At 69.9% G+C, this 19,199-nt stretch carries 15 protein-coding genes; 5 read left to right on the top strand and 10 right to left on the bottom strand.

What is annotated here, in order from left to right:
* Positions 1 to 33: 33 nt before the first annotated feature.
* The 3 genes from ACG00X_RS12205 to ACG00X_RS12195 all read right to left on the bottom strand — a co-directional run bounded on the left by ACG00X_RS12205 (position 34) and on the right by ACG00X_RS12195 (position 1,400).
* Entirely contained in the window at positions 34 to 564 is a 531-nt protein-coding gene (locus tag ACG00X_RS12205; protein ID WP_394488453.1) for a CPBP family intramembrane glutamic endopeptidase, read from the bottom strand.
* A 123-nt stretch (positions 565 to 687) separates the two neighbouring features.
* Complete coding sequence (locus tag ACG00X_RS12200; protein ID WP_394488452.1) at positions 688 to 1,164, bottom strand: GNAT family N-acetyltransferase; 477 nt, start codon at positions 1,162 to 1,164, stop codon at positions 688 to 690.
* A complete protein-coding gene (locus ACG00X_RS12195) occupies positions 1,161 to 1,400 on the bottom strand; it encodes a DUF1653 domain-containing protein (protein WP_394488451.1) in 240 nt (79 codons plus the stop codon). The genes ACG00X_RS12200 and ACG00X_RS12195 overlap by 4 nt, the downstream gene beginning before the upstream one ends.
* A gap of 164 nt (positions 1,401 to 1,564) precedes the next feature.
* On the opposite strand from ACG00X_RS12195, the gene ACG00X_RS12190 reads away from it, so the two are divergent.
* Together ACG00X_RS12190 and ACG00X_RS12185 are read left to right on the top strand one after the other, a co-directional pair.
* Positions 1,565 to 2,599 carry a S66 peptidase family protein gene (locus ACG00X_RS12190; protein WP_394488450.1) on the top strand — a complete coding sequence of 345 codons (1,035 nt, stop codon included), beginning with the start codon at positions 1,565 to 1,567 and terminating at the stop codon, positions 2,597 to 2,599.
* Between the two features lie 55 nt (positions 2,600 to 2,654).
* On the top strand, positions 2,655 to 5,747 hold the full coding sequence (locus ACG00X_RS12185) for a hybrid sensor histidine kinase/response regulator (RefSeq protein WP_394488449.1): 3,093 nt from the start codon (positions 2,655 to 2,657) through the stop codon (positions 5,745 to 5,747).
* Positions 5,748 to 6,189: 442 nt separating this feature from the next.
* Here the strand turns inward: ACG00X_RS12185 and ACG00X_RS12180 are convergent, their stop codons facing one another.
* Both ACG00X_RS12180 and dacB read right to left on the bottom strand, forming a co-directional pair.
* Positions 6,190 to 6,453, bottom strand: a complete 264-nt coding sequence (locus ACG00X_RS12180; RefSeq protein WP_394488448.1) for a hypothetical protein — start codon at positions 6,451 to 6,453, stop codon at positions 6,190 to 6,192.
* A 97-nt stretch (positions 6,454 to 6,550) separates the two neighbouring features.
* The gene (dacB, locus tag ACG00X_RS12175) at positions 6,551 to 8,014 is read right to left on the bottom strand and encodes a D-alanyl-D-alanine carboxypeptidase/D-alanyl-D-alanine endopeptidase (RefSeq protein WP_394488447.1); all 1,464 of its coding nucleotides are present in this window, start codon (positions 8,012 to 8,014) and stop codon (positions 6,551 to 6,553) included.
* Positions 8,015 to 8,280: 266 nt separating this feature from the next.
* Here dacB and ACG00X_RS12170 point away from each other — a divergent pair, with 266 nt between their 5' ends.
* Positions 8,281 to 11,148: a TonB-dependent receptor domain-containing protein gene (locus ACG00X_RS12170; protein WP_394488446.1), complete on the top strand. Its 2,868-nt coding sequence runs from the start codon at positions 8,281 to 8,283 to the stop codon at positions 11,146 to 11,148.
* 32 nt (positions 11,149 to 11,180) lie between these two features.
* Here ACG00X_RS12170 and ACG00X_RS12165 read toward each other — a convergent pair whose 3' ends face one another.
* The 3 genes from ACG00X_RS12165 to ACG00X_RS12155 are packed head-to-tail and all read right to left on the bottom strand — an operon-like array spanning position 11,181 to position 14,890.
* On the bottom strand, positions 11,181 to 12,506 hold the full coding sequence (locus ACG00X_RS12165; protein ID WP_394488445.1) for a D-amino acid dehydrogenase: 1,326 nt from the start codon (positions 12,504 to 12,506) through the stop codon (positions 11,181 to 11,183).
* Between the two features lie 33 nt (positions 12,507 to 12,539).
* Positions 12,540 to 13,733, bottom strand: coding sequence for an amino acid aminotransferase (locus ACG00X_RS12160; protein WP_394488444.1), 1,194 nt, complete (start codon positions 13,731 to 13,733; stop codon positions 12,540 to 12,542).
* Positions 13,734 to 13,792: 59 nt separating this feature from the next.
* Positions 13,793 to 14,890 (bottom strand): DUF2332 domain-containing protein, encoded by a 1,098-nt coding sequence (locus tag ACG00X_RS12155; protein ID WP_394488443.1) that lies wholly within the window; start codon positions 14,888 to 14,890, stop codon positions 13,793 to 13,795.
* 56 nt (positions 14,891 to 14,946) lie between these two features.
* On the opposite strand from ACG00X_RS12155, the gene ACG00X_RS12150 reads away from it, so the two are divergent.
* Positions 14,947 to 15,609, top strand: coding sequence for a Crp/Fnr family transcriptional regulator (locus tag ACG00X_RS12150; RefSeq protein ID WP_394488442.1), 663 nt, complete (start codon positions 14,947 to 14,949; stop codon positions 15,607 to 15,609).
* Positions 15,610 to 16,643: 1,034 nt separating this feature from the next.
* Here the strand turns inward: ACG00X_RS12150 and ACG00X_RS12145 are convergent.
* Positions 16,644 to 17,084: a hypothetical protein gene (locus tag ACG00X_RS12145; protein WP_394488441.1), complete on the bottom strand. Its 441-nt coding sequence runs from the start codon at positions 17,082 to 17,084 to the stop codon at positions 16,644 to 16,646.
* Positions 17,085 to 17,508: 424 nt separating this feature from the next.
* Positions 17,509 to 17,997 carry a glutathione peroxidase gene (locus ACG00X_RS12140; RefSeq protein ID WP_394488440.1) on the bottom strand — a complete coding sequence of 163 codons (489 nt, stop codon included), beginning with the start codon at positions 17,995 to 17,997 and terminating at the stop codon, positions 17,509 to 17,511.
* A gap of 157 nt (positions 17,998 to 18,154) precedes the next feature.
* Between ACG00X_RS12140 and ACG00X_RS12135 the strand changes: the two genes are divergently transcribed.
* A complete protein-coding gene (locus ACG00X_RS12135; RefSeq protein WP_394488439.1) occupies positions 18,155 to 19,117 on the top strand; it encodes a hypothetical protein in 963 nt (320 codons plus the stop codon).
* Positions 19,118 to 19,199: the final 82 nt, after the last annotated feature.

Genomic DNA, 19,199 nt, shown 5'->3' with positions numbered 1-19,199 from the left:
GGAATCCCGAGGGCTCATCGCAACGAGCGTTGGTCAGGCGGTCGGTCCACGCAATGCTGCGGCGAGCGGCAACTTGCCGTCATGCACGGCGACCAAGACGAAGAACAGGTTGTTGACGGCGTGGGCCAGCGAGACGACTGCGATCGCACGTATGGGCTGCCTCTCGCGCGCGAGGTAGGCGCTACAGAACACTACCCCGCCAAGCACCCCGAACAGTCCATACTGCCAACCATAGATGAGGTGGGCTGCGCCGAACAGCAGAGCGGATGTGGCAAGTGCGGCATGGCGGCTTTTCTCGAAGACGCGGTGGATCAACGCGACCGGAACCGCTTGGAAGACCAGCGTCTCCTGCACCGGGCCGACGGTCACCGCCAGCAAGGCAAACGGGATGGGCCCGATTTGTTCCATCGTGCGCTCGAACGCCGGGCTGTAGTACGGCGCACCAGTCATCCAGCACGTGATGCGGTAGAGAAGATCCAGCAGCAGACACACGCCCACGGTGCGGCCGATGAGCAGGCCGTCTGCGTTGATGGAAAAGCTGGGGGAAGTTGCAGATGTGGACATCAGGCGGCGGTCTCAAATCCGAAGTGCAACACCTTGCCAGCCGGCAAGGTGCGCGAGTGAAGAGAACTGGATACGGCCCCCCCTCCGAATGGTGGCACTTCGACTTCGGCGACCGCGTCGCCGTCAGGCGCGATCTGCCGCGGGTGCTGTGACCAGTGCCTTCTCCATGAACACGCTCAGCGGGTCGTCGGCGTAAGCCCCGAACGGCCCGCGGCGCGCGAAGCCGCAGGCCGCGTACAGGCCCAGCGCCTCGGGCTGGTAGGGACCGGTCTCCAGCCGCAACACCCGGCACCCACGCTGCAGCGCCTCGTGCGCCAGACGCTCGATCAGGCTCCGGCCCACGCCTTGCCCCCGCGCGGCCGGGCTGACGTACATGCGCTTGAGCTCGCCCGCCGACGCCTGCAGGACCACCGCGCCACAGCCCACCGCCGCGCCGTGCGCGTCACGCGCAACCGCGAACAGCACATGCGGCTGCACCAGCACGCGCAGATCCAGCGCATGGCGGCTCTCGGGCGGGTAGAGACCGTCCTGATAGGCGTCGAGCGCCTCGATGAGCGCGATGACATCGGGCTGGTCGGGCGACTCCAGGGCGAGGTTCATCCGGCCAGCCGCTCGAAGCGCAACCTGAGCACGCCGTCGACCTCCAGCGTGCCGGTGAACATGTCGTAAGGCCGCACCCACCAGCCGGTGTCGTTGTAGAGCGGCCGGTAGACCACCTGCGGCTCCAGCGTCTCGCTGTGCCGCGCAACGGCGAGCACCTCGTACTCGCCGCCCTTGTAGTGGCGATAGCGGCCGGGCGCGATGGTGGGCAGTGGGGGCAGGTCGGATTCCGTCATGCCCCGATTTCACCTCAAGCGCGGAACGCCCCCGTCGATGCGGGACCGCCGGCACCGGTCAGGCCCGGCACGGCCTGCCGCTCGCGAATCAAGCAACATAGCGGCCGCAGCGCCCCACACCCGCCCGGGCGCCCGGGCATGCACGACATCGACCTGTGACCCCCATGAACACCCCACGCCGACGACTCCTGCAACTCACCGCCGCGGCCGCGAGCCTGCTGGCAGCCTCGCCCACCCCGGCTCAGAACGGCACGCTGCGCGCACGCCGGCTGCGGCCCGGCGACACGCTGGGCCTCGTCAGCCCCGCCAACGCGACCTTCGAGCGCGAGCCGCTGCAGCTGGCGATCGAAGCGCTGCAGGCGCTGGGCTTCAAGGTCAAGCCGGGCGAGCATGTCGCCGCGCGGCGCGGCCCGTTTGCCGGCACCGATGCGCAGCGCGCCGGCGACATCAACGCCATGTTCGCGGACGACAGCGTCGCCGGCATCCTGGCGCTGAAAGGCGGCTCCGGATGCGGCCGCATCGTCGACAAGCTGGACTACGACCTCATCCGCCGCCGACCGAAGTTCTTCGGCGGCTTCAGCGACCTGACCAGCCTCGTCAACGCCATCCACCGCCAGACCGGCCTGGTCACTTTCCACAGCCCGGTCGCCAGCTCCGAGTGGAATGACTATGCCGTGCAGAGCTTCAAGGCGGTGGCGATGAACGCCGAGGCCGCGCTGCTGCGCAACCCCGTGCCGTCCGCTGGCGACAGCCTCGTGCAGCGCGACGAACGCATCGCCACGCTGCGCGGCGGCCGTGCGCAGGGCCGGCTCGTCGGCGGCAACCTCACCGTGCTGGCCTCGCTGGCCGGCTCGGCCTACTTTCCCGACTGCCGGGGTGCGCTGCTGTTCCTGGAGGACGTCAACGAGTACATCTACGCCCTCGACCGCAGCCTCTGCACGCTGCGGCTGGCCGGCGCCTTCAACGGGCTGGCCGGCGTCGTGCTGGGCCGCTTCACCAAGTGCGACCCCGGCGAAGGCTATGGCAGCCTGACGCTGGACGAAGTGTTCGACGACTACTTCCTGCCGCTGAACGTGCCGGTGTACCGCGGCGCGGCCATCGGCCACATCCGCCGCCAGCTGACCGTGCCGGTCGGCGCCGTCGCCGAGATGGATGCAGACGCCGGCACCCTCCGCCTGCTGGGCGCCGCGGTGTCATAGCCCGACAGCCTCCTAGAATGAAACGGCAACACTGCGACAACGCAGGGGAGCCGTCATGTCCGTTGACCGTTCTGGCTCACGGCTCTTCAGGGAGGTCGTGACCGGGCGCCTGGGTCTGTCGCTGGCCGGCAGCCTGGCCGCCGTGCTGTCGCTGGCAGCCTTTTCGCTGTGGCAGAGCTACCAAAGCGCCATCACGTCTGCGCAGACGCAGGTGGCCAGCCTGTCCCTGGCGCTGGAGAGTTCGCTGCGAAGCCGCGTCGACGTCATCGACCGCACGCTGGCCCGCGCGGCCGAGCGCCACCGGATCGACAGCACCGCCGGCAACTTCCAGCCGGACGATTTCTCCGCCAAGCTCGGCACGCTCGAGAACCTGGTGCCCGACACCACCGGGCTGCGCGCCAGCAACGCACAAGGCCAGGTCATCTACGGCACCAGCGTGCCTAAAGGGCAGCTGCTGAACGTCGCGTCCCGCGAGTTCTTCATCGCCGCGACGACAGCCCCCGGCATCGTCTTCGGGCTGCCGCTGAAGTCGCGCATCACCGGGGACTGGGTGATGCCGGTGGCCCGCGCACTGCGCCGCGCCGACGGCCGTTTCGACGGCGTGGTCTACCAGAACGTCAACATCGAGGCGATCGCCAACACCTTCCGCTCCATCGCCCTCGGCACCGGCGGCACGGTGGCGCTGTTCGATGAAGAACGGCGCATCTACGTGCGCCACCCGGCGGTGCTCATGCGCCGCGACGAGGAGGTGATGCGCTTCGAGTCTCCGCAGACGCGCGAGGCGCTCGCGCAGGGGCGCGCCGAGGCCGTCTACACCACGGCCAGCTCGGTCGATGGCGTGCACCGCATCGTCGCGTACCGGCAGCTGCGCAGCTACCCGCTGTTCGTGCTCGTGAGCCTGCCGCGCGACCAGGTGCTGGCGCCGTGGTGGAGCGAGTTCACCTATGTGTGCGCGTTCGTGCTCGTCTTCATCGGCCTGTCGCTGGCCTTCCACCTGATGCTGCTGCGCGCCTGGCGAGCGCGCGAGAAGGCCATGCAGGCGCTCATCGGCAAGGAGGCGGAGCTGGCCAATTCGGTAGCGGCGCTGGCCGAATCCAAGGCGGCGGCAGACGCCGCCAATCGCGCCAAGACCGACTTCCTGGCCAACATGAGCCATGAGATCCGCACGCCGATGAACGCCATCATCGGGTTGACGCATCTCATGCTGCGCACGGCCACGGAAGACGGCATCCGCGACCGGCTGACCAAGGTCGACGCCGCCGCGCGGCACCTGCTGCGGCTGCTGAACGACATCCTCGACATCTCCAAGGTCGAAGCCGGCAAGCTGGTGCTGGAGGACGTGGAGTTCTCCCGCGACGAGGTGTTTGCCGCCGCGTTCGGCCTTGTCGAAGACACCGCACGCAGCAAGGGGCTGGAGCTCGTGCTCGACACGGACCACCTGCCCGCGCGGCTGCGCGGCGACCCCCAGCGGCTGGGCCAGGCGCTCATCAACCTGCTGTCCAACGCCGTCAAGTTCACCGAGCGCGGCTGGGTACGGCTGAAGGCCGAGCTGCTGGAAGAAGAGCAAGCCTGGCTGCTGGCGCGCTTCGAGGTGCGCGACACCGGCCCGGGCATCACCGCCGAGCGGCAGGCCGAGCTGTTCCGCGCGTTCGAGCAGGCTGACGCCTCGATCGCACGGCGCCACGGCGGCAGCGGGCTGGGCCTGGCGCTGACGCGACACCTGGCACGGCTGATGGGCGGCGAGGCGGGCGTGCACAGCGTGCCCGGCGAGGGCAGCACGTTCTGGTTCACCGCACGGCTGGGCCGCGCCGAAACGATGGCGCCCACGCCGACGCCCGCGCTGCAAGGCCTGCGGGCGCTCGTCGTCGACGACCTGCTGGAGTCGCGCGTGGCGCTGACGGAATGCCTGGCCCTGCTGGGCCTGCGGCCCGAGGCGGTCGACAGCGGCACGGCCGCGCTGCAATGCGTGCAGGCCGAAGCCGCCGAGGGCCGCAGCTTCGACGTCATCTTGCTGGACTGGCGCATGGCGCCGCTGGACGGCGTGCAGACGTTGCGTGCGCTGCGCGAGCAGCACGCCTCGCAGGCGGTGCCGGCACTGATGACCACCGCCTATGACGACGAGACGATGTGGCGGCGTGCCGGCGAGGCGCGCTTCGACGCGGTGCTGGTCAAGCCCATCACGCCGTCCGTGCTGCACGATGCGCTGCTGCGCGTGCTCAGGCCCCGATCCCGCGCCGCAAAGACCGCGCGCACGGACGAAACGCTGGAGGCCGAACTTCGCCTGCGCCGCGACCACGCCGGGCAGCGCGTGCTGCTTGCCGAGGACAACGCGATCAACCAGGAAGTGGCGCGCGAGCTGCTGCGCGCCGTCGGCCTGCGCGTGGAGGTGGCCAGCCATGGCGGCGAGGCCCTGGCCCTTCTGCAACAAGGCCCGTACGACCTGGTGCTGATGGACGTGCAGATGCCCGGCACCGACGGGCTGCAGGCGAGCCGGCAGATCCGCCGGCAACTGGGCAGCGCGCTGCCCATCATCGCGATGACCGCCAACGCCTTCGCCGAGGACCGGCGCGCCTGCCTCGCGGCCGGCATGAACGACCACATCGCCAAGCCCGTGGAACCCGCCGCGCTGTATGCGACGCTGCTGCGCTGGCTGCCCGGGCCCAACGCCGTGGCGGCGGGCCCGGGCGCGGTACCGCAGGGCGACGCGAGCGCCGCCGATGATGCGGCCTTCATCGAGCGCCTGCGCCGCATGCCGGCGCTGGACGTGGACATGGCCTTGCGCAACGTCGCCGGGCGAGTCGCCACGTTGCGCCGCGCGGCGCAGGCCTATGTCGCCCGGTACAGCGAGGGCTGCCCCGATTTGCTGAACGCGTCAGAGATGCAGCGCTGGCGCGAGGTGTGCCACGCCCAGCTCGGTGCCGCGCCGGCGGTGGGCGCGGCGCAGGTGGCGCAGTTGGCGCAGGCGCTGCATCAAGCCGTCACGGCGCCCGACGCCCTGGCCGCAGCGCTGGCGCCGCAGGCGCAGCAGTTGAACGAGCAGATCCAGACACTGTGCGATCAGCTTCGCCAGGCATTGCAGGACGCCCACAACAGCGAGCCTTCATCCAGACCGGCCCACGACGAACCGCGTTCCGGCCAGCGCCAATGAGCACGTTTGAACCGCTGGCCGTGTCCGTGAGCACTGTCGCCGCAACGGATACAGCAACAATCTGCTGGCCTCGACCTGCCATGCATTGAGCGCGCGCCGCACGCCTCGGCCGGCATCAACGGAAGGCGCGCGACTTTTGCTTCCTATGGGCCTCGCACGCCTGCTCGACCGCCGACCCGCCAGCCGTTGCGAGGCCGGCGTAGAGCCCGCATGGGCAAGAGAACGCCAGCTCGGGAGGGTGGACGAATTTCCAATCCGGCGACTTCTTGGCAACGGCCCAAAGCATCTTGTCTAGCGCGGGTTGCAGCCCTCGGCCTTGTACCAGTCCATGAACTTCCCCTCTGGCGCCTTGATCTGTCCCACGATCAAGACCCACTCGCCCGGATGGTGGGCCGTTGACCGTGGGTTCGAACTCGAGCACCAACGTCCCAGGCGTCGACGGCTACAAGCTGCCATCAATGCTGTCGTCCAGGGAGGGCAAGGTGTGCCCATCGTCATAAGGAAGCGAAGCACCGCCCAGGTCAACATCACCTCGGTCCGCATCCGGCTGCCGCCAAAGCCCTCGCTCCGGCATGAACAGCCCGACCAGAAAGATGGATGCCCCAATGACACCGAGCACAGCCGGACCCACAGCACTGGCCGTGGAGTCGTCCAGCTGGCCGAACGCCATCACTGCGGCCACCAACAACAGAAACCCGACAGCCATGACAATGGCGCGTAGTGACGACTGCATTGCGCCTGCTCTCCGACTGACCAGAGCAAGGGTCAGCCTGCGTAGTATGTCCGACGCTGCGGCGAGGCCCTCAGCGCTGCGCCGCAACCCAATCCACGAGCGCATCCAACACCGGGCGCCCCTTTTTAGCAGCTTCGGGGTCGTTGATCAGCGAGACAAAGATCCACGGCCGGCCCGACGCGTCGGGCACGAGGCCAGCTAACCCCACCGCATCGCGCAACGTGCCGGTCTTGAGACGCGCCAGGCCCGTGGCCGGGCCGTCCTTCAGGCGACGCGACAGCGTGCCGTCCACGCCAGCGACCGGCAGCGCGGCAAGCAACTCTGGCGCCTGGGCGCCCGCCTGGTTGGCTCGAAGCAAGCCGGCCAACTGCGCAGGGCTGATGCGCTCGCTGCGCGACAGGCCCGAGCCGTTGTCCAGCACCAGACCGCGGTCGTCCAGAGCATGGGCGGCAAACCAGGCCCGCACCACGCGATCGGCGGCAGCCAGCGTGGGCTCGCCCGGCTGTGCCGCCTGCGCACCCAGTTGCAGATAGACCAGCCGTGCCAGCGCGTTGTCACTGCGCTTCATGACGCCGCGCAGCACCTCCGCCAGCGGTCGGCCGGTGTGCGTGGCCAGCACGACGGCGCCGGGCGGTGCGGCGGCTTCGGCATCGCCCGGCCCCAGCGTGCCGCCCAGCTCGCGCCAGAGCTGGCGCACTGCCGCCGCCACCAGCAATTGGCGATCGACGAGCTGCAGTGACGCGCGCTGCTGGCAGCCGGCGGGAAAGCTGCCTTGCAGCTTCAACACCCAGCCGTCGCCTGCAGCCTGGCGTTGTGCCGGCCGCCAGTCCTCGTCCCAGTCCTTGCAGGCGCGCGTGGACAGCGTCATGGCGCTGGCATCCACGGTCAGGCCTGGCAGCGCCGGCAGCGCGCGCGCGGCGGCACCGGTGGGCGTGGCCTGCAACTCGATGTCGAGCAGGCTGCCGTTGAAGTGCAGCGCATCGGGGATCACGTTGTAGGCGAACTCGGGCGCGTCGTCGAACGGCGGCAGGCCGACGTCGAGGCGGGCCGGCGTGAACAGCGTGCGGTCGACGACGAGCCCTCCGCGGATGTCACGCACACCGCGCTCGCGCAGCTGGCGCAGCAGCCACCACAGCGCCGGCCAGTCGAGGTCGGGGTCGGCCCCGCCGCGCAGGATCAGCGGGCCTTCGATGACCGACCCATCGACGCCATCAACGGGCGCCGACGCGGCCAGCAGCTCCGTGCGCCCCCGGTGGTTGATGCCCAACCGGTCGAGCGCGACGACGGCTGTCACCAGCTTCATCGCCGAGCCCGGCACCATCGCGTCGTCGGCGCGCTGGGTCAACGCCGGCCGCGAGCCGTCCAGCGGCTGCAGCGCGTAGGCCAGGCTGCCGGGCGGCAGGCCGGCGCGCGCCAGTGCGGCCTGCGCCACTTGCGCCACTTGCGCCGCTTGCGCCGGGCCGGGCGCTTGCGGGGCAGCACAACCCGCCAGCAAGGCCAGCGGCAAGACGATCGCGCAGAGACCGGCGCGCATCACCACAGGCCCGGGCGGTGGTGAGCGGGTTGGCGGCGGCCAAGGGAATCGGGGGGCATCACGGTCCTTCGCAAGGTGCTGCGCGCACTGTAGGGGCGCGGCCCTGCACCGCGCATGTGCGATGGCCGGGTGCGCATACCCGCAGGTTATGCGCAGCGCACAAGCATTCATTGAACGGCACGCAACAACCGGGGTGCGGCCCCCTGGGCGGGCTCGCCAGCCGCAGCGAACATCGGCAGCGTCGAACCGCTTGCTTGGAGCAAAGAATGAAGATGAATCGTCTGGTGGGGCAACTGGCCATCCTCGGTCTGGCGGCGCATGCCGGTGCCGGCATGGCGCAGGCCGAGGCAGGCAGCCAGCTCGAACGGGTGGAGATCACCGGCTCCAGCATCAAGCGCGTGAAGGACGAGGGCGCCCTGCCCGTCCAGGTCATCACGCGCAAGGACATCGAGCGCCAGGGCATCGTGTCGGCCGAGCAGCTGATCGCCACGCTGTCGATCAACGGCAACGGCATGGACAACCTCGCCTCCAACGCCGACGTCGCCGCCGGCCAGGCGCGTGGCAACAACGGCGCCTCGTCGGCCAACCTGCGCGGCCAGGGCGCGGCGTCGACGCTGGTGCTGCTCAACGGCCGCCGCGTCGCGGCGCACGGCCTCAACGGCGGCGTGGTGGACCTGAACTCCATCCCGATGTCGGCCATCGAACGCGTGGAAATCCTGAAGGACGGCGCGTCGGCGCTGTACGGCACCGATGCCATCGCCGGCGTCATCAACTTCATCCTGCGCAAGAACTACAGCGGCCTGGAGGCCGAGACCTTCGCCGACATCACCGAGGCCGGCGGCGGCAACATCGGGCGCGTGAAGCTGACCGGCGGCTTCGGCGACTTGGGGGCCGACAAGTTCAACGTGCTGGCCTCGGTGTCGTACAGCGACGCCAAGCTGCTGCGCGGCGACCAGCGCGACTTCGTCAACACCTTCCAGCCCAACCGCGGCCTCTCGGTGGACACGCGCGGCACGCCCTACGCCACCGTGTTCGCCATCTCCAGCCTCTACAACGCGCTGAGCCGCGACAACCTCAGCACCGCCGGGCGCAGCACCGGGCCCGTCCAGCCCGGCACCTCGGTGGCCATGAACGGCATCAACGCGCTGGACCTGCCGGGCCAGGCCGGCTGCTCGTCCATCGCGGGCCAGGCTGCGTATGACGAGGTGCTGTGGTCCACGCCGTCGGCCAAGTGGGGCTGCGCGTGGGACACCGGCCGCGCGGCGGTGCTGCAGCAGCCCGTGCAGTCCACCAACGCCGTGCTGCGCGGCACGCTGGCACTGGCGGAGCACCAGGTGTTCGCCGAGTTCGTCGGCGGCCATGTCGTGTCGAGCAAGAGCTTCTCGCCCAGCCAGATCACGAGCTCCACCTCCACCACCAACCCGTTCTACAACCTGGCCTACCCCAGCACGGGCGAGGCGTACAACAGCGTCTTCAATGCCATGGCGGCGGTCTTCCCGTCCATCGAGGCCAACCGCGGCCAGCCGCTGGCTCTGCGCTGGCGCTGCATGCCCTGCGGCAACCGCGAGATCGAGACCACCGCCGACACGCAGCGCCTGCTCGTCGGCGCGGAAGGCCCGCTGGCAGGCGCCTGGGACTACCGCACCGGCGTGTCCATCGCGACCAGCAAGACCACCTCGCTGCTGCAGCACGGCTACTTCTACAGCAAGCCCTTTGCTGCGCTCATCAACAACGGCACGCTCAACCCCTTCGCGGCCGACGGCATCTCGCAGTCGGCCACGGCGCTCGCCGCGCTGGACGCCGTGCGTGCCGATGGCGTGACGCTGTACGGCGGCAAGTACACGCTGCAGCAGGCCGACTTCACGGCCAGCGGCCCCGTCATGAAGCTGCCCGCCGGCGACCTCATGGCCGCCGTGGGCACCGACCTGCGCACCGAGAAGTACCGCTTCAACGGCAACGCCACCGATGCCGCCACGCAGGCCACCATCTTCAACGCGCCCTTCGACAGCGTGAACACGCTGGACACCGTCAAGCGCGACATCAAGGCCGTGTTCGTCGAGTTGCTGGTGCCGGTGTTCAAGAAGCTGGAGGCCACCGTCGCCGTGCGCCGCGACGACTACACCGGCTTCGGCGCGACGACCAACCCCAAGTTCTCGCTGCGCTACCAGCCGCTCGACCAGCTGATGGTGCGGGCCTCCGCGACGCGGGGCTTCCGCGTGCCCACCTTCAACCAGCTCTACAACGGCATCACGGAGAGCACCTACGCCGGCAAGGACCTCGTCGACCCGCTCAATTGCGCGGGCGGCGTGGTGGACGCCACCAAGCCCGGTTGCGCGGCGATCACGCCCACCATCCTGACGGGCGGCAAGCCCGCGCTCGGCCCCGAGAAGAGCCGGCAGTGGAGCTGGGGCTTCGTCTGGTCGCCACGGCCGGAGGTGACGCTCGGCGCGGACTGGTGGCAGATCCGCAAGACCGGCACCATCCAGGCCATCTCGCTGACCGACATGGTCAAGAACTTCGGCCTGTTCCCGGACAACTTCCTGCGCGACGCCAGCGGCACGCTGCTGGCCATCGACAACCGCAACGTCAACGCGGGCGAGACCATCACCAAGGGCGTGGACCTCTCGCTGCGCGGCACCCAGAAGCTGGGCGACGGCCGCCTGACCGTCGGGCTGGAAGGCAGCTACCTGCTGGACAAGCGCTCGCGCCTCATCACCAGTGCGCCCATGGGGGCCAGCGAGATCGGCGTGTTCACGCGCTCGGGCGACCTGGGCCTGCGCTGGAAGCATTCGCTGAGCGGGAGCTACGAGGAAGGCGTGTGGGGCTTCGCCGTCATCCAGCGCTGGCGCGCCGGCTACAAGGACGCACAGCTGCCCGGCGTGGCCAACGGCAGCGTCGCGCCGCCGGACTGGAGGCCCAACGTCGCCAAGTACATCACCCACGACCTGAGCGTCAGCTACCGCGGCATCCGCAACCTCGGCCTGACCTTCGGCATCAAGAACCTGACCAACGACGACCCGCCGTTCTCGGCCGCCTACGACAGCAACACCGGCGCCGGCAGCTCCTGGGAGCCGCGCGTGGCCGACCCGCGCGGCCGCTCCTACACGATCACGGCCAGCTACAAGTTCCTTTGAATGGCCCCGGCCCCCGACGGGGCCGTTGGTCGTCAGAGCCGCAGGCCGTCCAGCGGCAGCGGGCTGGCGCGCCCCGACACCAGCTCGGCCACGATGTCGGCCGTGGCGAAGGAGAACGTGAAGCCCAGCGCGCCATGGCCCACGTTGAGCCACAGCCCCGGCACGCCGCTGGCGCCGAGCAGCGGTGCCCCGCTGGGCGTGGCCGGGCGCAGGCCGGCCCAGGGCCGGGCCTGGGCGTAGTCGGCCGCGCGCGGCAAGGTGGCCCGCACCGAGCGCATTAGCGAGGCGAGCCGGCCCTGGTCCAGGCCCGTGTCGTCGCCCACCAGGTCGGCCATGGCGGCCACGCGCAACTCGGGGCCGATGCGGGCGTAGAGGATCTTCTTCTCGAAATCCGTCACGCTGACCTCCGGCGGCAGGTCGGCCGCGCGGATGGGCGCCGTGAGGCTGTAGCCCTTGAGCGGGTACAGCGGCAGGCGCACACCCACCGTCGCCGCCAGTGCGCGGCTGTGCAGGCCGGCGGCCAGTACGGTGGCGTCGGCCACCTGCGGGCCTTGCGCGGTGTGCACGCCCCGCACGGCGCCCACGTCGTCGCGCAGGAACCGCTCGGCCTGCACGCCGAAGCTGGCGTTGAACTGCGCATGCCCGGTCAGCCGCGCCAGCAGCGCCACGCAGAAGGCGTGGCAATCGGCCACCGCCTCGCCCGGCGTGTAGATGCCACCGGCCAGCGCGGCGGCAGCATCGGCGAGCGCGGGCTCGCGGGCCACGCAGTCGTCGCGCGACAGCAGCTGCTCGGCGCTGCTGCCGGCCACCCGCGCGGCCACGCGTGCGAACGCCTTGGGCTGGCGGTAGACCACGAGCTTGCCCGGCGTGCGCAGCGCGATCGCCTCGCCCAGGCTGGCTTCGTCGCGCAGCCGGGCGAATGCAGCCTGGCTGTAGGCACCCAGGGCCAGCAGCCGCTCGGTGGTGCGGTGGTTCACCGGCCCGCGGCAGTGGCGCAGGAAGGCCACGAGCCACGACCACTGGGCCCAGCTCGCCTCGGGCCGAAAGCGCAGCGGGCCGTCGGGGTCCAGCAGCCAGCGCAGCGCCTTCAGCGGCACGCCGGCATCGGCCAGCGGCGACACGTAGCGGTAGCTCAGCTGCCCGCCGTTGGCGTGGCTCGCGCCCTGGGCGACGGCGGCCTCGCGCTCGATCAGCGTCACGCGGTGGCCCCGCTGCAGCAGCGCCCAGGCCGTCGTCAGGCCCACCACGCCGCCACCGATCACCAAGCAATGCTTCATCCCGCCCCTGGGCTGTTTCTTTGCCCGGGAGGATAGGGAGAGAAGCCGCCCGCTGCCAATGAAGCCGGCGCCGGCGGCCATCACCCCGCGTTATGACGCGGGGCGCGGCGCGCGTCAGGCCAGCACGGCGGCCATGGCCTCAGCCGTGGCCTCGACGTTGCGGGTGTTCAGCCCCGCCACGCACATGCGGCCCGAACGCAGGATGTAGACACCGAACTCCGTCTTCAACCGGTCGGCCTGCTCGGGCGAGAGGCCGGTGTAGCTGAACATGCCGCGCTGGGTCAGGAAGTAGTTGAAATCGCGGTCCGGCAGCTTGGCCGCCAGCACGCGGTACAGCTCCTGCCGCATGGACTGGATGCGGCCGCGCATCTCGGCCACCTCGGCCTCCCACATCGAGCGCAGCGCTGGCGACGTCAGCACCTTGGCCACGATCTGGCCGCCATGCGCCGGCGGGTTGGAGTAGTTGCGGCGGATCATGAACTTGAGCTGGCCCAGCACGCGCGAGGCCTGGTCGGCGTCGGGGCAGATGACGCTCAGCGCGCCGCAGCGCTCGCCGTACAGGCTCATGCTCTTGGAGAAGCTGTTGGCGATGAGGAAGGGCAGCCCCTCGTCGGCCAGCAGGCGCGGCGCGAAGGCGTCTTCCTCGATGCCGTCGCCATAGCCCTGGTAGGCCAGGTCCAGGAAGGGCAGCAGCTCGCGCTCCCGCAGCACGGGCACGAGCGCGCGCCACTGGTCGGCCGTCAGGTCCACGCCGGTGGGGTTGTGGCAGCAGGCATGCATCAGCACGATGCTGCGCGCCGGCAGCGCGTTGAAGCAGGCCAGCAGGTCGTCAAAGCGCAGGCCGCCGGTGGCCGCGTCGTAGTAAGGGTAGGTCTCGCAGGTGTGGCCGGAGCCCTCGAAGACGGCGCGGTGGTTGTCCCAGGTCGGGTCGGACAGGTAGACCTTGCTGTCGGGGAAATAACGCCGCAGGAAGTCGGCACCCACCTTCAGGCCACCGCTGGAGCCCACGCCCTGGATGGTGGCGATGCGGCCCGCCTTCACGGCCGGGTGCTCGGCGCCGAACAGCAGGCCCTGCACGGCGCTGCGGAAGTTGGCCGCGCCCTCCATCGGCAGATAGGGCCGGGCGCCGGCCGTTTCCACCACCGACAGCTCGGCGGCGCGCACGGACGGCAGCATCGGGATGCGGCCGTCGTTGTCGAAGTAGATGCCGATGGACAGGTTGATCTTGCCGGCGCGCGGGTCTTTCTGGAACGCCTCGTTGAGGCTCAGGATGGGATCGCCGGCATAGGCGTCGACGTGCTGGAACATGGGCAGACTCCTTTGGGAACCGGGATTATCCAAGCAGGCTGTTCATGCGGCGGCCGGACTCACAGCCAATGGAGCCAGCGCCCATGCGGGTGGCTCCACGCCAGGCTGCGTTCGACGACCTGGCCGGCTTGCGCGTGCCGCAGCGTCCACAGCGTCAGCGACGACGCCGCCTCACCGGCCGGCAACACCGGCTCGGGCGGCCGTGGGGAGCGCGGCGCGCTCAGCGCCGGCAGGTCACCACAGATCCAGGCCAGGCCATGGCTCAGCGCCAGCCGGTCAACCGTCGCGCGCAGCCGGTCCAGGTCGGCCCCGCTCAGGTAGTACAGCACCCAGCTCGTCAGCAGCACCGGCTGCACGCCCGCCGGCAGGCTTTTCAGCCACGGTTCGATGGCGGCGATGCAGTCGTCGGCCTGCGTCAGCGCGACCGGCAGCTCCTGCAGTTGCGCCGCCGCGCGGGCCAGGCGCTCGCGGCGGCGCGCGTCGTGCGGCCACAGGCAGGCCTGCAGCCAGCGCAGCCGCGCGGGGTCGGTCACATCCACCGGCGCCGGGTCCAGCCCGTGGCGCAGCGTCAGGCGCCAGTCGGCCGGGGCCGGCAACGGGGCCGCGCCCAGCCAGCGCGACTCGATGGGCACCGCCGCGCCGCCACGCTCATGCCAGGCGCCGTCGTCCGTGCGGTAGCGCAGCCGGTAGCGGTCCACGCCGAGGTTGAGGCCGGCGCTGCAGCCCAGGTCCAGCAGCGCGAGGTGGCGCGCGCCGGTGGCCCGCGCGGCCTCGCCCAACGCCGGCCAGATCGCCGTGCAGCGTCCGACCTCGTTGGTCTGCGTCGCGCCGTGGCGCAGGTGCTGCACCAGCGCGGGCCACTCGCGCGCAAGACAGGCCTGCAGCGCGGCACTCAACCCGGCGTCGGGCGCCCGTTCGCCCGCCACGCTCGGGTAGTACGCCGCCAGTTCCGGCGCCGCGCCGGCCAGCACACGCTCGTGCAGCGCCGCCAGCAACAGGTTGGCCTTGCGCTGCTCGGGCGGCGCCTCGGCCAGCAGCGCGAGCGCGCGCTCGTCGTCGGCGAAGGCGTCGCACAACGCGATGTAGAGCGGTTCCTGGCTGCATTCCTCGCGGCCGAAGCGGCGCAGCACCGTGGGCAGGTCTTGTCGTTGGTCCATGCGGCCAGCATAGGCAGCCGCGCGGGCCGCTTGTGTCGGCCAGCCGACAATGGGCCATGCCCGTCGACACCGCCTGCCAGCTCATCACGGCCAACTTCCCCGGCCTGCAGCTGCCCGCTGGCGTGGCGGCCCGGCTGCCGGCCCTGGCGCCACGGCGCCGGCTGGCTGATGGCCGCAGCGTCTTCGTGCAGGGGCAGCGGCCAGCCGCCTTCTACGGCGTGGCGGCCGGCGCCATCGAATCGCGCTTCACCGGCGAGGACGGCCGCGTCTCGGTGCTGGGCGAGGTGGGGCCGCCGCAGTTCTTCGGCCTGGCGGCCTTCGCCGCAAGCCTGCCGGCCGAGTACGAAGCCGTGGCGCGGGGCGCGAGCGAGGTGTTCGTCATTGGCCGGGAGGCCTACACGCTACTGATGGACGAGGTGCCCGGCTTCGCGCGGGCCTTGATGGCCGAGTTCGCCCGCCGCTTCGACGGCACGCTGCGCCAGCTGCAGGCGGCCCGCCACCTCGCAGCGCCGGAGCGCTTCCGGCTGGCGCTGGCGCAGCTGGCGGGCGAACGCGGCGTGCCGTCGACCGACGGCTGGATGGCCGTGCAGGCCACGCAGGCCGAACTGGCCCGGCTGGCTCACGTGTCGCGCCAGACCGCCAACGAACTGCTCGCCGCCGCCGAGGCCGAAGGGCGTGTGCGGCGCGGGCGGGGGCGGTGGTGGTGGCGGGGTGGGTGAGGTTGGGCGGCGTCACGGACGGCAGGTTCTGCGGCAGCACCAGCGCTTCGCGGTCAGCACCCGCTGAGCCGCGCATGCTGGTTGGGGATGTCCTAGCCCCGATCGGCTTGATCCGTTGCATCGCGCCGGGATTTCGCCCCGGCGGGCGACCTACTTTCTTGTGTCGACAAGAAAGTAGGCAAAGAAGCGCCCCCCGACCGCACCGCCGCCCGCTGCGCGAGCGGTTCCCTGCGCTGCTCAGGCCTTGCGGGCCCGTGCGGAACTCCCTGCGCTACGCTCCGGTCAGACAGCCGCACGGAGTCAGTTCACGAAGTGCGCTCCGCGCACGCCCTCAAGGCCTTGCGCTGCTCGGCGGTGCTGAAGGGGGAAAGACGAATGCCTCGCGCCAGCCGGCTTCGGCGTTTGGCTGTTGGCTGTTCCGGGGTTCCCCTTTGGAGGAGCAGAGAAGCGCAGGAGCCCGAGGCGCGAGCGAAGCTCGCTTCGTGAACTCACTCCGCGCAGCTGTCTGACCGGAGTAAGCGCAGCGAACGCAGGGAGTTCTGCGCGGGCCTCGGGCTCCGACGCAGTGAGGCAGGGCCGAGCGCAGCACCTGCGTGCTGTGCGACGCCTGACGAACGCCACGCCGCATGCAAGCGGCGTGGCACGCAGGGGACCCCTTCGCGCAGCGAAGGGGCGACGGAACAGGGGCGCTTTCTTTGCCTACTTTCTTGCGCGTTGTTCAGACCGGACACATGGGTGAGTGCAAGAAAGTAGGTCGCCCGCCGGGGCGAATTCCCGGCTGGCCTCACGCGGAGGCCAACCGTCACCAATGCGGTCCGCAACCAGCGCGTAAACAAATGGCGTGAGCCATGCGAAGCCCGACGCGCGGTGCCGGGACGCTGGGGGTCGCGATGTGGGCATGTAATGCCAGCTACCGACCCGGAGCGGTCTTCGCCTACGGCGACCTCGCGCCCCCGAAGCGGCCGTTCAACGTTTGACATGAGGCGCGGCCACCGGCTCGCCGGTGGCTGTCGCCTCGATGGAAGGGTTAGGCCTCACCGCTCTATCACTTCCTGGAGGGTGACATCTATGCCCGACGACTCACTGAAGTATTTGGCGGTGAGCCGAATAAAGGTAAAGAGGTACTCAGACGAGAAGTCGTCTGGCGGATAGGAAGAAACGCGGTGCAGACCGACAAAGACACCGGACGGCTGAGCCCTGACAGAGATCTGATCGGTGACGCCCGAAGTGGGAAGAAGGCGACTTCTTGCATCCCGAATGGTGAAAGCCAGATATTGACCGGCTGCGTCGCTGCGCTGTTGCACGGCATAACCGTGACCGACCATGAAGTCGCGATAGCGGAGAACAAGCTCTCCGCGTTCGCTGTTCGTTAGCTCGCGACTAGAGACGACCTGAAAGTGCCTTTGGTAGATCGCAGTACAGCTCGCAAGTGGCAGTGCCATCAACAGGATCAGGCAGGAACGACGAGATGTCATCGTGAGGCCTAACGTGTTGTAGACCGAAGGACGGCACGGTTTATCACGCTAACCCGCGCAGTAACGGGTCGCCCGGCAGCCGGGATAAGTGCTTGTTGCATATGAATTTCCTCCGCTCCGCCGCGCTGCCAATCGGATGCTATTTTTCAGACCAAATGCCGCGCCGGTTACAAACTGGTCGAGGGACGACGCCGGCCATGCGGGCGCATGGATGTTGCCATTGCCAGTAGCCCGTCGCTCACGCGAAGAACCCTGGTGCCAGGTCGTCGCATCAGGTCGGCTTCGGCGGTGGCGACGCCAACTCGATAGCTCGTGCGCGAGCCACAAGCCCCGAGTGCGCCATGGAGCAGTCCGTCGTCACCGGCCGCTCCTGGCCGACCGCAGCCCCTGCATCCAGCGCGCCGTCACTGCCCCCGTCCAGGGCTCAAGCCTTCAACGCCGCCTCGATATCCCCGCGCAGCTTCTCCGGCGCGTCATTCGGCGCAAACCTCTTGATGACCTGGCCGTCCCGCCCGACGAGGAACTTGGTGAAGTTCCACTTGATGACCTCGGTGCCCAGGAAGCCCGGCTTCTCGCTCTTCAGGAACTTCCACAGCGGATGCGCCTCGCTGCCGTTGACCTTAACCTTGGCCATCATCGGGAAGCTGACCCCGTAATTGAGTTCGCAAAAACTCGCGATCTGGTCGTTGTTGCCGGGGTCCTGGCCGCCGAATTCGTTGCTCGGGAAGCCGATGATGACCAGACCCTTGGGGCCGTAGTCCTGCCACAGCTGCTCCAGGCCCTTGAACTGCGGCGTGAAACCGCATTCACTGGCCGTGTTGACGATGAGCAGCACCTTGCCGCGCTGTGAGGCGAGGTCCGCCGGTTCGCCGCGAATGGATGTGGCCTGGAAGTCGAAGACGGTGGCGCTCATGCGCGGCCTCCCTAAAAGTACGAGGGGCATGCTACCTGTAAGCCATCTTGAGGGTTTGTAGCATGGCAACCTGCGCGCGGCAGGCCTTCCAATCGCGCGGACTTCAGGGTCACACCACCGGGCCAGCCCCGGTCAGCCACTACAGACACAGCCCCACATGGACCACCTGGTTTGCTACACCCCGGCCGATCTCGCCGGTGGCACCCCGCCCGACCTGAGCCCCTTCCGCTGGAAGCTGCTGGCCCAGGGCGACTCGTGGTTCTCCAACGCGCGCGACAAGCTCAACGCCCACGCCAACCTGCTGCAGGAACTGGTGTTCAAGTCGCCCACGGCCGCCATCAACTGCGCGGGCACCGGCAACGCGCTCGCGCACATGGTGGACCTGGAATCCAGCGCCGACTTCGTGCGCCTGCTGACCGGCGCAGACACGCCCGCGTGGGACGGCGTGCTGCTGTCCGTGGGCGGCAACGACCTGATCGCCGCTGCCCGCACACCCGCGCACGACGATGGTGGCGAGGCCATTCCGCTGGAGCTGCGCCTGCTGCGCCGCCAGACCGAATGGGGGCCGCCGTCGGCCGGCGTGGCGCGCTACTTCTCGGAGCCCGGCTGGGCCACCTATGCCGAGTACATGCGCGCCAACGTCAAGCACCTGCTGAGCCTGCGCGACCAGGGCCCGTCGGTGGGCAAGCCCGTCTTCATGCACTGCTACGCGGTGCCCATGCCCCGCCCGGCGGGCGCCGGTGCGGGCGACGAACTGGGCGCGGGCGGCCCGTGGCTCTATCCGGCGCTGAAGGCCTATGGCGTGCCGGCGGCCGACTGGGCGGCCGTGAGCCGGCTGATGGTCTTCCACCTGGCGCAACTGCTCAAGGGCATGGCGGCCGACAAGGACGCGTTCCCGGGCCTGTTCGTGTTCGACTCCACGACGGTGCCGCTGGCGCTGGCCGCGCCGGGTTCCACTGGCATCAGCGGCGACTGGCACAACGAGATCCACCTCAACCACAGCGGCTGCTTCAAGATCGCCCGCGCGTGGAGCGAGGCGATCGAGATGGTGCTCGAAGGCAAGCACCTGATCCCGGCCACCACCGGCCGCAAAGGCCGCGGCTCCAGCCACCAAAGCTGATGCGTTGACAGGCCGGCCGGCGAAGCCCGGCCGCGCGCCCGGCGGCTGCCGCCGTGGAACTGGCGCGCCAGGCCACCAGCGG

The organism is Pelomonas nitida (genome assembly GCF_043555975.1).
GTDB classification, from domain to species: Bacteria; Pseudomonadota; Gammaproteobacteria; order Burkholderiales; family Burkholderiaceae_C; genus Pelomonas; species Pelomonas nitida.
The sequence above is the reverse complement of the archived record's forward strand: the minus strand, read 5'-3'. Positions and strand labels throughout refer to the sequence as shown.